9 protein-coding genes are annotated in these 13,353 nt (G+C 31.3%); 2 read left to right on the top strand and 7 right to left on the bottom strand.

Annotated features, from left to right (window positions below):
• Positions 1-183 precede the first annotated feature (183 nt).
• Both mfd and A8C32_RS00675 read left to right on the top strand, forming a co-directional pair.
• Positions 184-3,549 carry a transcription-repair coupling factor gene (gene mfd / locus A8C32_RS00680; RefSeq protein ID WP_432416483.1) on the top strand — a complete coding sequence of 1,122 codons (3,366 nt, stop codon included), beginning with the start codon at positions 184-186 and terminating at the stop codon, positions 3,547-3,549.
• Positions 3,550-3,666: 117 nt separating this feature from the next.
• Entirely contained in the window at positions 3,667-4,986 is a 1,320-nt protein-coding gene (locus A8C32_RS00675; RefSeq protein ID WP_069828526.1) for a TlpA family protein disulfide reductase, read from the top strand.
• A gap of 279 nt (positions 4,987-5,265) precedes the next feature.
• Here the strand turns inward: A8C32_RS00675 and A8C32_RS00670 are convergent, their stop codons facing one another.
• From A8C32_RS00670 to A8C32_RS00640, 7 genes are all read right to left on the bottom strand, one after another.
• On the bottom strand, positions 5,266-6,798 hold the full coding sequence (locus A8C32_RS00670; RefSeq protein ID WP_069828525.1) for a hypothetical protein: 1,533 nt from the start codon (positions 6,796-6,798) through the stop codon (positions 5,266-5,268).
• Between the two features lie 383 nt (positions 6,799-7,181).
• The gene (locus A8C32_RS00665; protein WP_069828524.1) at positions 7,182-7,541 is read right to left on the bottom strand and encodes a YraN family protein; all 360 of its coding nucleotides are present in this window, start codon (positions 7,539-7,541) and stop codon (positions 7,182-7,184) included.
• Positions 7,542-7,635: 94 nt separating this feature from the next.
• On the bottom strand, positions 7,636-8,796 hold the full coding sequence (locus A8C32_RS00660; RefSeq protein WP_069828523.1) for a metal ABC transporter permease: 1,161 nt from the start codon (positions 8,794-8,796) through the stop codon (positions 7,636-7,638).
• The gene (locus tag A8C32_RS00655; RefSeq protein ID WP_083253193.1) at positions 8,789-9,916 is read right to left on the bottom strand and encodes a metal ABC transporter permease; all 1,128 of its coding nucleotides are present in this window, start codon (positions 9,914-9,916) and stop codon (positions 8,789-8,791) included. The genes A8C32_RS00660 and A8C32_RS00655 overlap by 8 nt, the downstream gene beginning before the upstream one ends.
• On the bottom strand, positions 9,904-11,538 hold the full coding sequence (locus A8C32_RS00650) for a DUF3843 family protein (protein WP_069828521.1): 1,635 nt from the start codon (positions 11,536-11,538) through the stop codon (positions 9,904-9,906). The genes A8C32_RS00655 and A8C32_RS00650 overlap by 13 nt, the downstream gene beginning before the upstream one ends.
• Positions 11,535-12,272, bottom strand: a complete 738-nt coding sequence (locus tag A8C32_RS00645; protein WP_069828520.1) for a metal ABC transporter ATP-binding protein — start codon at positions 12,270-12,272, stop codon at positions 11,535-11,537. The genes A8C32_RS00650 and A8C32_RS00645 overlap by 4 nt, the downstream gene beginning before the upstream one ends.
• A gap of 148 nt (positions 12,273-12,420) precedes the next feature.
• Positions 12,421-13,326, bottom strand: coding sequence for a metal ABC transporter solute-binding protein, Zn/Mn family (locus tag A8C32_RS00640; protein WP_069828519.1), 906 nt, complete (start codon positions 13,324-13,326; stop codon positions 12,421-12,423).
• Between the last annotated feature and the right edge of the window lie 27 nt (positions 13,327-13,353).

Genomic DNA, 13,353 nt, shown 5'->3' with positions numbered 1-13,353 from the left:
GTTTTATGAATTTGGTTGCGTAAAGTTATTTGTAAAAGGAGGTTTATGTTTTATTAAATGAAAAACTAAAGAAATATTTATGAATTCGTGGTAAAATATTACTAAACATTATATTTGCTATCGTAAAAATAAAATAACGTGAGCAAATCTATCCTCTCGCACACCTACGCACAGACTTTGCAAATGCAAAATCTGCAAACTGTTATTGCCAAAAATCAAAGTAAAACACATATAAAAGGGCTTGTTGGTTCAGCATTTTCTTTTGTTATATCGAGTGTTTTTAAGCAAGCAGAAAAGCCTTTTTTGTTAGTTTTTAATGATAAAGAAGAAGCAGCACATTACTTAAACGATTTAGAGCAATTATGTAGCGATAAAGATGTGTTGTTTTATCCTGGGAGTTACCGTAGGCCTTATCAAATAGAAGAAACAGATAATGCTAATGTATTATTGCGTGCAGAGGTTTTAAACCGTATAAATTCGCAGAAAAAACCAGCTATAATTGTTACTTATCCCGATGCGCTTTTTGAGCAAGTGGTTACTAGAAAAGAACTAGAACGACATACCTTAAAAATTGCTTTAAAAGATAATTTATCAATAGATTTTGTAAATGAAGTGTTGTTCGAATACCAGTTTAAACGCGTTGATTTTGTAACAGAACCAGGTGAGTTTTCGGTACGAGGAGGAATTGTTGATGTATTTTCGTTTTCTAATGATGAGCCTTATAGAATTGAGTTTTTTGGAGATGAGGTCGATAGTATTAGAACCTTTGATGTAGAAACACAATTATCTGTAGAACAAATTAAAAAAATTAACATTATACCCAATGTTGCGAATAAATTACTGGAAGAAAGTAGGCAGAGTTTTCTGAAATATATTGCCCAAAAAACGGTGATTTGTTTTAAGAACGCCGATCTGTTCTTCTCTAGAATAGACGATTTTTATAGCAAAGCAGAAGAAGCTTTTAAAACGCTTTCAACAGATATAAAACATGCTGAGCCTCATGAGTTGTTTAGTAACTCGACATTGCTAAAAAAACAATTATTAGATTTTTCAATTATTGAGTTTGGTTCAACCTCAGTTTTCAATAGTAACGCTATTGCGAGTGGAGCGGTACCATCTGTTTCAATAGATGAGGTTACTTCGTTGCAAACTCTTTATAATGAAGATGCAATAGCGTTTAACACAACACCGCAACCTGCATTTAATAAACAGTTTAATCTGTTAATTGAAGATTTAAATGTTAATCATAATAAAGGATACACTAACTATATTGCCTGTGTGAGTGAGCAACAAGCAAAACGCTTTCATGATATTTTTGATGATGTAGAAGAAGATGTTAGTTATAAAACTATAGTATTATCTTTATATCAAGGATTTATAGATCATGATAATAAAATAACTTGTTATACAGATCATCAAATATTTGAACGTTATCATAAATTTCATCTTAAAAATGGTTACGCTAAAAAACAGGCGATAACACTACAAGAGCTTACTAATTTAGATATTGGAGATTATGTTACGCATATAGATCATGGTATAGGTCGTTTTGGAGGGCTTCAAAAAATTGATGTAGAAGGCAAAAAACAAGAAGCTATTAAATTGATTTATGGTGAACGCGATGTTTTATATTTAAGTATACACTCGCTTCATAAAATTACTAAGTTTAATGGTAAAGATGGAAAAGTACCTAAAATATATAAATTAGGTAGTACTGCTTGGAAAACCTTAAAACAAAAAACGAAAGCACGTGTAAAGCATGTTGCTTTTAACTTAATAAAGCTTTACGCCAAACGTAAAACAGAAAAAGGCTATCAATACAATCCAGATAGTTATATGCAACATGAGTTGGAAGCTTCTTTTATTTACGAAGATACTCCAGATCAAAGTACAGCAACTGCAGATATTAAAGCAGATATGGAAAGCGAACGCCCTATGGATAGATTGATTTGTGGAGATGTTGGTTTTGGAAAAACAGAAGTAGCTATTCGGGCTGCATTTAAGGCGGTAGATAATGGTAAACAAGTTGCGGTTTTAGTACCAACCACTATTTTAGCATATCAACATTCAAGAACTTTTGCACAACGTTTAAAAGACTTCCCTGTTACCGTAGATTATGTAAACCGTTTTAGAACAGCAAAAGAAAAACGAGAAACCCTTGAAAATTTAGAGCAAGGAAAAGTAGACATTATTATAGGTACACATCAATTGGTAAATAAAAGCGTGAAGTTTAAAGATTTAGGTTTGCTTATTGTTGATGAAGAACAAAAATTTGGAGTTGCTGTAAAGGAAAAATTAAAAAGCATAAAGGACAATGTAGATGTATTAACATTAACAGCTACACCTATACCTAGAACACTTCAATTTAGTTTAATGGCAGCACGAGATTTGTCGGTTATTACAACGCCACCACCAAATCGTTATCCTATAGAAAGTCATGTTATTCGTTTTAATGAAGAAACTATTCGAGATGCAGTGAGTTATGAAATTCAGCGTGGTGGACAGATATTCTTTATTCATAACCGTATAGAAAATATAAAAGAAGTTGCAGGTATGATTCAGCGTTTGGTTCCAGACGCTAAAATAGGCATAGGTCATGGGCAGATGGATGGTAAAAAGCTAGAAAAGCTTATGTTATCGTTTATGGATGGTGCATTTGATGTTTTGGTAAGTACAACTATTATTGAAAGTGGCTTAGATGTATCAAATGCAAATACTATTTTTATAAATAATGCAAATAATTTCGGATTAAGTGATTTGCATCAAATGCGTGGTAGAGTAGGACGAAGTAATAAAAAAGCATTTTGTTATTTTATTACACCAGAATATTCCGCAATGACAGACGATGCTAGAAAAAGAATGACCGCCTTAGAGCAATTTACAGAATTAGGTAGTGGTTTTAATATCGCTATGAAAGATTTAGAAATTAGAGGAGCCGGAGATTTACTTGGAGGTGAGCAAAGTGGCTTTATAAGTGAAATTGGCTTTGATACCTATCAAAAAATATTAAATGAAGCTATTGAAGAGCTTAAGAGTAATGAGTTTAAAGATTTGTATCAAGAATCTGATGAAGATAAAGTCTATGTAAAAGATGTTACGATTGATACCGATTTCGAGTTGCTTTTTCCAGATAGTTATGTGAATAATATTGCAGAACGTTTAAGTCTCTATACGCAACTCAATAATTTAACGGATGAATTTGGTTTAGATGGGTTTAAAGCAGAATTAATTGATCGTTTTGGAGAAATGCCAAAAGAAGTGACCGATTTATTAAATAGTGTCAAAATAAAGTGGTTATCCACCAAAATAGGTTTTGAGAAAATTATTATGAAGCAAGGGAAGCTTATAGGGTATTTTATCAATGATCAACAAAGTAGTTTTTATCAAAGTCCTAATTTTACAAAGGTTTTACAGTTTGTTCAAACCCATCCAAATGAATGTAAGATGAAAGAAAAACAAACCAGAAACGGATTGCGTTTAATGCTTACTTTTGATAATATAAAATCGGTGAAACAAGCATTGCATGCGTTGGAACCTATTATGGCTTAATTATTGTTTTTATAGAATAAATGAATTACAATTTTTAAAGACATACAGTTAAAATACATATGTTATTAGATATATTTCGATTATAAAATATTAATTAAAAACAAGGATTGCAAACAAATGAAATACCTACTTTTTTTAATAGTGCTATTACCTAGTGTTGTTTTTTCACAACATACCATAAAAGGTGTGTTTTCACCTGCTAAAGATTATAATGTTGCTTTGTTGTATAAGGTAACACCAACATTATCGGAGTATATTGCTAACGCTAAAGTAAAAGAAGATGGAAGTTTTGAATTTCAGTTAGACTCTACAGCAAGTAAAGGTATATACAGAATCGTTTATGCTGCTCCTCAAGAAGATTATAACTTTGATGTTATATATAATACGAAAGAAGATATTGAGTTAACTTTTAATTCCGAAACAGGAGTGAAATTTAAAAAATCTGTTGAGAATAAACTGTTAGCATCATATACAAGTAGTATGTCTATGGTAACACAAAGTATTAGTAATTATTTTAAGCAAAATAGTAGTGATACTACTGCATTAAATACAATTTTTAAAACTCAAAGAGATACGCAATTGAAGTTTGAAAAGGCAGCAAAAGAAACTATAGCACTTAAATTTATTAAAGCTAATAAGCCATACACTCCAAAGGCCTTTATAGGTGTAGAAGACTATGTAGATAACTTAAAAACTCATTATTTTGACTATGTCGATTTTAAAAATTCGGCACTTCAAAGTTCTAGTTTTTTGCAAGAAAAAATGTTAAATTATGTTTTTGGCATATCAGCTAATTCTAAAGATGAAATAGCTAACTATAAGAAGAATATTGATGTGTTTTATAATGCAGCAAAAAATGCTCCTAATAAAGTTAAACGAATTTTGTTGGTAGATTTATGGGAGCAAATGTCCGATTTAAATATAGAACCTGTTGCAAATTATATTTCGGAAACATATTTAATGGATTTGGCGGTTACTTTGAACGATCAAAGTCTTTTACGTGCATTAATAAAGTATAAAGATTTATCAATAGGTAGTGTTGCGCCAGACTTTTTTATAGAATTAAAAGAAGGAAATAAAAAGTTAAGAGAATTAAAAGAAGCTGAAAACTACATTATTGTATTTTGGAGTAGTACTTGTTCGCATTGTTTAGGTGAAATTCCCCATTTGCAAGATTTTATAAAATCTCAAAAAAAAGGAACGATAAAAGTAATAGCAGTAGGTTTAGAGGATGAACCATATAAATGGAAGGATTTAACGTATAGTTATCCAGAATTTATTCATGTATACGGAAAAGGTAAATGGGAGAATGAAATTGGGAATAGTTATAATGTAACTGCAACACCAACATACTTTATTTTAAATAAGAATAAAGAAATTGCTGCTAAACCTGAAGATTTTGAAGCTGTAAAAGCTTTTTTTAAGACTAAAGATTAGTATTGAGAGTCATAATAAGGCATTCAGTAAAAAAAATATCCAGTAGAAATGTTGATGTAATTTAATATAGTTTATTAAAATTATAAAAGTATTCTTGAAACGCTCAATATTAAAGTTTTTACCTTATTCCACTATAGTAATAATATCAGGCGTACTTTAATATCTAAATTTTAGTCAAGTTTATTTATTTTAATAACGAAAGCCTATATAGGTGTTCTAAAATAAGAAACCCACTAACTTTAAATTGTTAGCGGGTATATTGGTAATAAAAGCTATTTTTTATAAGCCTGGTGTAGATACAAAATCAATTTGTCCAACGGGAGGGTTGTTACAAACAATAGGAGTATTGTGTAATATATCTATTCTGTTTGATCCAAATCCGTTTAAAGAGCCGTTAACAGTAATAACATAATTACCATCACTTGAAGAGCCGTCCGTATTATCAAATACTAATCCCATTGATGGACCATAGAATTCAAAACCATTTTGCATTCCTGTATCATTAGGTCTTTTAATTTTATTTGTTATTTGATTACAAGGGAAATACTTCAAGAATGCTTGTTTTAGTTTAGCGTTATTAGCTCTGTAATTTGCTACTACATTTGTAAAGGTTGCATTTTGAAAGGATCCATTTTTTAAAATACCAATTTGGTTTTCAATATAGCTGTCAAACGATCCATTTACAGATGCATCAGATAATCTAATAGCCCATTGTTGTCCATTAGCTCTTTTGTACTGATTACCTACAAATTTAGGGGTTCCAGAAGGTACACCCGATATTTTATTTGCAATAAAGTTTCTAAATTGTTGTCCTCCAGCAGTTGTTAAGGCAAATGTTTTGTTTGTGTCAAAGACTTCAATAAATCCATGTTCTACTCTTACAGCAAATGCACAACCATTAGCTGTTATGTTTCTTGCGTTAACTTTGCCGTTTTTCGTAAAATGCGGAGAAAGCATTATCGGGCAAATACCAGCTATGCCAGTAATTTTGTCGGCATAAATATTAAACATACCAAAAGACTTACCTCCATTTTTAACAGCATTTTTCATAGATTTATCATCTGTTTCTAGTCTAAGTGTAACGCCACCAGTACATTTTAAATTTTTAAATAAAACCCTATTTGCAGAGTAGCCTTGAATTAACCCATAACCTGTGTGGGCACCAGTTTGGTTAATTTTATCTATTATTCCATCTCGAGGATAAGGCGTATTATCGCTATTTGAAGGAATATAATTTAATAAGATAGAAGCTAAAGAAGATCTTCTGTCTTTAATGTTAAAGTTGGAAATTTTAAAATTAGTAACACGCCCCATTTTTACAACAGCCATATTTTTATTTAGGTTAGCTGTAGAAGATAGGTCTACTGTAAATTTTCCGCCAATGCCAACAATGCTTACATCTTTAATTCTAGCTCCATTTCCAGAAGTTCCTATACTAAATATACGTCTTACGCTATTATTAATTGGTTTAATTACAGTGCCTTTTTCAATTTCTAGTTGGATTTTAGATTTTAATTTTATTTCTCCCCAGCTATAATTTTTCTTTGGAATTTTAATAATTGCACCATTTTTTCTATTAGCGTCTATTAGTGATTGTAAGTTTGCGCTTGTAGTTCCTGTAAAGTTTCTAATAACCAAGCCACTGGGTTTGGTAAAATAAGAACCAGCATTGTAGTTAGTGGGGGTTTTTGAAGTTAGAGAATTAGTTTCGTTTGTTTCTAGTTCTGTGTTTTCTAGTTCTACGTCTGTAGAACAATTAAACATTGAAGCCATAGCAAGTAATGACACAATGTGTCTTAGTTTTAATTTCATTTCGAAATGGGTTATAGTTTAGTGTTTAGTTTTTTAGTTTGATTGAAAATATTAATTATAGTGTTACATCTTAAATTGATGTATTGAGAGATTAATATTTTTAATAACTTAACACAAACATAATGTATAAATAATTGAAATACAACTTATTATTATAATTATTTATTTTTTTTGTTAAAATATTACTGTTTATGTACTTTAAGAGGTGTTGTTTATGAAATAGTATAATTTTATGTTATATGAAGGTAATTATACTATGGAGTTTTTTTAGATTCTTAATAAATCTCAGCAATATTACATATAAGGAAGAAGGATATTTAAAAAGCAATAGGTTTAAATATCTATATAAAGATGTTATTCGTATTTAATTAAATACAATTGTTTTAAAAATGATAAAAAGCATCAATTAAATGCTCTATGTTGAAGTTTTTATCTTCTTTAATTATGGCTATAATGTCAAAACGAACTTCAACATCTAATTCATTAATAGTTATATATTTATCTATTGCTTTAACTAAACGTTGAATTTGCTTAGGTTTTACAAAATCTTGTGGATTTCCAAAGTCTGTAGTGGATCTAGTTTTTACTTCTACAATGACAAGTATATCATTTATTTGAGCAATAATATCAACTTCGGCTTTGTCAAAACGATAATTACGTTCTTTAATTTCATAGCCATTTTTTAATAGAAAATCTACAGCTAGTTGTTCACCTTTTTTACCGAGTTCGTTGTGTTTTGCCATTAATTGTAAACTTATTTAAAAGTCAGTGTCTAAAATATAAAAAAGCTTTTTATTCTATCAATTGTTCTTTTTTCAATATATTATTTGTTCTATTTTACCCCCTAAACAAAAAGAAGTCTTCTTTCATATGCTCAATTTGAGCATCTTCATTAGTAATAATATAATCGATAGCTTGAGAAGTAAAGTCGTCACCCTTTGCAGTAAGTGATACAATACTTTTTTCAATGGATATCATGTTATTTTTAAGAGCTAATTCTAAAACGGTTTTACTACGTACTTTTTGCCAATTAATATGCTCGTTGAGGTGATTTACATGACGTTCTTCTTCTTCATTGTGGTTTTTTAAATGTAGTAAAAATGTTAACAAAGAGACTTCGGTGCGTTGTTGTTTTTCTCTATATAAAACGGCTATAACACCCTTGCTTGGTGCAAATAGATAAACAGTTAAAAATAGTAGGCCTAGCATGGTGGTTATTGAGCCTGCAATGGATGCGTCTAATCCATGTGCCAGCCAATAACCAGAAATAGCGCTAAATACACCAAAGCTAATAGCGTAAATAAGCATGCGTTTTAAATTATTGGTAAGTAAGTATGCTGTTGCAGCAGGAGCAATCATTAAAGCAACTACTAAAATAGCACCTACGGCATCAAAAGCACCAACGGTTGTTATTGATGAAACCGTCATTAATCCGTAATGGATAATAGCTGGTGAAAATCCTAAAGATGCAGCTAAGCCGGTATCAAAAGTGCTTACTTTTAGTTCTTTAAAAAAAGAAAGTAGTAAACCAATGGTTATAGTTAAGATGCTGCCAATAATCCAAAGGGATTTTGGTCCAACATCTGTATCTGCAATAATAAATCTGTCAAAAGGAGCAAAGGCTAATTCACCAAGTAAAACAGCATCGACATCTAAATGCACATCATTGGCGTTTTTAGCAATAAGTATAACACCTATGCTAAAAAGTATAGGGAATACGAGTCCAATGGCTGTATCTTCTTTCACTAATCCTGTTTTTTGAATGTATTCTACTAAAACAACAGTAATAATTCCTGTTAATGCTGCTAAAAAAATAAGTAATGGCGAGTTTAGATCTTGTGTTATAAAGAAACCAATAACAATGCCTGGCAAGATGGAATGACTAATGGCATCACTAATCATAGCCATTTTTCTAAGTACTAAAAAAGTTCCAGGAATGGCGCAAGCAATAGCAACAATGCTAGCGATAAGTTGTATTTCTATTTGAGCACTACTCATGGCTTTTAGTTTGTTGATTGTATAAATTAGAAGCGGTTTTAAAACCTTCGTTTGTTAAACTCCAATTGCTGCCTTTAATGGTTACATAATTTTTATCTGCTAATTTTTGAAGAGTACCTTTTGTGAAACCTTGAAAATTGTTTAATATTTTTATAGCATGCGGGTGTGAGATATCATCATGTGTTTCGGCAATATTATACATAAATGCTAAGGTTTTATGAAGTTGCAAATCTCTACGATTCTTTATAAATCGAATTTGTTTAAATAATAAGCCTCGGCTTGGCGAAAAAATAAATGAAAATATGACAAATATACCTGCAACTATAACAATTACTGGTCCTGTAGATAGGTTGTTTTGACTGGCGCTAATAGCGGTTCCAAAAACACCAGAAAATGCTCCAAATAGTGCTGCTAAAAATACCATCATGCCTAAACTGTTAGTCCATTGTCTTGCAGCAGCTGCGGGTGCTAGTAACATGGCACTCATAAGTACCACGCCTACGGTTTGGAGTCCTAAAACAATGGCGAGTACAATAAATGTTGTGATGAGTATGTCTATAAATTTGGTGTTAAAGCCTAGTGTTTTTGTGTAATCTGCATCAAATAATAAGATTTTAAATTCTTTCCAGAATAATAGTAATACAAATAAACAAACACTGGTAACGATTGCCATTAGCCACACATCGCTTTCTAATAAAGTGGCGGCCTGACCAAATAAATATTTGTCTAATCCTGCTTGGTTGGCATTGGGTTGTTTTTGTATGAATGTGAGCAGTAACATGCCGAATCCAAAAAATAAAGATAATATAAGACCTAATGCGGTATCCGATTTTAGGTGTGTTTTTTTGATAATGCCTCGTATCCAGAAGGTACCTATAAGACCGCTAACTAAAGCGCCTAGTAAAAGAGTATTGCTGTCTTTGGCTCCAGTAATTAAAAAGGCTATAGCTATACCGGGTAATGCAGCATGCGAAATGGCATCGCCTAAAAGACTTTGTTTACGTAGTACAGCAAAACTACCTAACATACCTGTTACTGCTCCTAATATGGCTGTACCTAGAGTTATGGTTCTTAAAGTGTAGTCTGTAAAAACGAGTTTTATGTATTCTATGAAATCGATAGTTTATTCTTTTTTCCTGTTATTATAAGTGATGATTTTGTGAAATAAGAATCTTTCTTCCAAAATTTAAGTAGAAAATCGATATCTTCTAAATAGCTCTTGTATGGTTCTCTTTCAAAAAATGATAATTGATCTTTATATGTATTTATAAAATAATAGACGAATTCTGTAGAATATTCGGGTGAAATTAATAAATGCATAATATCACCTTCACTTTCTTCAGTATAAAAAGGATTGTTTTTATCTGGAAATGCATTAATAATATCAAAGTAAATCTCTATTCCATTTTTTGGATTAAAAAAAACAATAGCTTCTTGTTCTTCTGAATTAAAATCTTTAAAAGTATTCTCTGTGCCAAAATAGCCGTCGTCTTTTGTATTTTGTTTAGCTTCTTTTTGTTTTTTGATTGATAATTTAAGCGAGTCGTTATAATAATCCATAAAATTTGAAGTGAATTTTTCTACTTCGTTGGATTTTATAAAGGCTATTGGAGTATTGTTATTATATTTTAAAAAGGCTTTTTCTTGTACATTAAGAATCTCCTGAATTTCTAACGGATTATTTAAAGAGTTAACTTTGGATCTTGCATCTGCAGAATTTTTTTGATCTAAAATAACATCAGCATCGAAATCGGACACGGTAAAATTACCTGAGAACCACCATTCGTTTTTCCATTTAACTAATCCTATATAAACAATCTCATCTTTTTTTAACTCTTCGTAATGGTCGAATGATTTTTTTGTCATTTCAAAACGCATTCCAGAGGCTATATATTCTAGGTTAACAAAATTCTCATTTTGACTTTTGTATAAGAATAACCCGAAAATTTTATCAGTAATATTTGTTATATTTTTATAAAGAGGGTGTGAACTACCAAGTAATTGAGCTGTCCAGTCTTTAGCTTTTAGAGCTAACAATGAGCTTCTTTTGTTAAAGGTATAGTCTTCAGTGTATTCGCGAATATAACTCATTAACAAACCAGGAGAGGCTTCATTTTCTTGACGATGTTCTTCTAAAAGGTCTAGAATTTCATAATCTAATTGTTGTTTAATATCTGTAAAGAATAAATAGGACTCAAAGAAAACAAGTTGGATAAATTTTCTAGATTTATAAAAATCGTCATCATTGTTTTTAAACGTAAATAAAGTTTTTAAATTTTTATTTTCTGGAGCGTATTCATATTCTTCCTCTAGAATTTGCATAGCAAATCTTGCAATAATTAGAATAAAATCGTTAAGTGGATTTATAAATTTATCTTGTTGGATGGTGTTTAAAAAGTACCATGTTAAAAAAGCAACATCTTCAAAGTTGATTTCGTCATCTACATATCTGTCATCAATATTGTAAAAAGGTAGTTTTTTATTGTATAGGTTTTTGTATGCTAATTTATAGGTACTCCATATATTAGTTTGGGATATAATGTCCTCAAAATAACAGGTTATAAAACAGGATAGTAATAGAATGTCGTCCTTCTCAATGAATTGAGAAAGCGTTAAATTTAATGAAGGATTTAAATTTGCGTTTATTTTGTTAGCTACTTTGAGGTAATAAAAATCTGTGTTACTACTGTAGTCTTTGGGTTTAAGAGCTAGCCAATGTTTTATGTAAATTTTATTTTTCATTCCTGTATACTCACTTTATAATTAATTCCGTAGGTTTTTGTTAAGTTATCATCATTAAAAATATCTTTAACAGGACCTGTGGCAATTTTTTTAACGTTTAAAAAGGTAACCCAATCGAAATATTCAGGGACAGTTTGTAAATCGTGATGGACTACAATGACTGTTTTTCGTGCTTTACGTAATTCTTTTAAAATATTAATAATGGCTATTTCGGTTGTGGCATCTACGCCTTGAAAAGGTTCGTCCATAAAATAAATAGATGCGTTTTGTACTAAGGCTCTGGCTAAAAATATGCGTTGTTGTTGTCCGCCAGAAAGCTGACTTATTTGTCTGCTTTTAAAGGGGAGCATGCCTACTTTTTCTAAGGCTTCTAGTGCTGCTTTTTTTTCTTTTTGCCCGGGGCGTTTTATCCAGCCTAAACTGCCGTAGGTTCCCATCATAACAACATCGAGGGCTGTGGTTGGGAAATCCCAATCTACACTACCTTTTTGAGGAACATAGGCAACTAACGAGCGTTGTTTTTTATAGGGTTTATTGTAAATAGTAACGCTGCCTGCTATGGGTTTTAGTATGCCTAATATTGATTTTATTAGTGTTGATTTTCCTGCTCCATTAGGTCCTACAATAGCCATGAGAACGCCTTCGGGGATTTCTAAGTCGATATCCCAAAGTACGGGTTTGTAGTTATAGGCTACGGTTAAATCGTCTATTTTTACTGCGATGTTTTTTTTCATATTTTTATTTTCTTGCAGTGAATGGTATGCTGTGCTTTAACGTTTTGCTCTTGCCTTTACGGATAATCTAGCCCTGATAGAAGCGGCATCCTTTTTTGAGGTACGAGAAAAAGATATAGCGGATAGCAGGACATAGCTTCGAAAAATATTATTTTAATGCATTTACTATGGTATTTACATTGTATTTAAACATGCCTATATAGGTGCCTTCCGCGGTGCCTAAGTTTCCTAGTGCATCTGAGTATAATGTACCTCCTATTGATACTTCATGATTTTTAGATTTTACTGCTGCTTGTAGGGCTTCGATAGTGCGTTTTGGTACCGAACTTTCTACAAATATAGCTTTTACATTTTTTTCTATAATAAATGCTGCCAGTTTTTGAACGTCTTGTACACCTGCTTCTGTGGCGGTAGAGAGTCCTTGTAAACCTACAACTTCGAAACCAAAAGATTTTCCAAAATAATTAAAGGCATCGTGCGCTGTTACTAAAATACGTTTTTCTTGTGGAAGTGTATTTATAGTTGCGGTTAATGTTGTTTTTAATGCTTCCAGTTGCTTTATATATTTTGAGCCGTTTGTTTGAAAAGTGGTTTTTTGTTCTGGAATGGCTTCAGATAGTTTGGTAACTACAAATTGTGTGGCTTGTATCCAGTAGTCTGCATTAAACCAAATGTGTGGATCGTAGTTTGATGCAAAATAATCTGATCCTATAAGTGTGTTTTTGTCTAGAGCGTCTGAGATGGCGATGGTTTTTTTGTTTTTCATTTTCTCAAAAATGTCAACTAATTTGCCTTCTAAGTGCAAACCGTTATAAAAAATAACATCGGCGTTGGCTAATTTGGATACATCGCCTTCGCTAGCTTTGTATAGGTGTGGATCTACACCGCTGCCCATTAATCCTTGTAAATTAATATGGTCTCCTCCTATATTTTTAACCAAATCGGTTATCATAGAGGTTGTAGTTATTATATTTAGCTTGCTGTTGGTCTTTTTTTTCTCTTTACAACTAAAAATTGTTGAGATTAAGAGGGCTACTAAAATTATGTTTTTCATGTTCTTAAATTTATTTTAAGCCTTGAA

The organism is Flavivirga aquatica (assembly GCF_001747085.1).
Lineage (GTDB): Bacteria > Bacteroidota > Bacteroidia > Flavobacteriales > Flavobacteriaceae > Algibacter_C > Algibacter_C aquatica.
Note: the sequence above shows the minus strand (reverse complement) of the source record. Positions and strands in the feature narration are given on the sequence as shown.

Bases quoted from the DNA above. Each gene is read 5' to 3' on its own strand.
- mfd (WP_432416483.1), top strand. From the start codon at position 184: ATGCAAAATCTGCAAACTGTTATTGCCAAAAATCAAAGTAAAACACAT.
- A8C32_RS00675 (WP_069828526.1), top strand. From the start codon at position 3,667: ATGAAATACCTACTTTTTTTAATAGTGCTATTACCTAGTGTTGTTTTT.
- A8C32_RS00670 (WP_069828525.1), bottom strand. From the start codon at position 6,798: ATGAAATTAAAACTAAGACACATTGTGTCATTACTTGCTATGGCTTCA.
- A8C32_RS00665 (WP_069828524.1), bottom strand. From the start codon at position 7,541: ATGGCAAAACACAACGAACTCGGTAAAAAAGGTGAACAACTAGCTGTA.
- A8C32_RS00660 (WP_069828523.1), bottom strand. From the start codon at position 8,796: ATGAGTAGTGCTCAAATAGAAATACAACTTATCGCTAGCATTGTTGCT.
- A8C32_RS00650 (WP_069828521.1), bottom strand. From the start codon at position 11,538: ATGAAAAATAAAATTTACATAAAACATTGGCTAGCTCTTAAACCCAAA.
- A8C32_RS00645 (WP_069828520.1), bottom strand. From the start codon at position 12,272: ATGAAAAAAAACATCGCAGTAAAAATAGACGATTTAACCGTAGCCTAT.
- A8C32_RS00640 (WP_069828519.1), bottom strand. From the start codon at position 13,326: ATGAAAAACATAATTTTAGTAGCCCTCTTAATCTCAACAATTTTTAGT.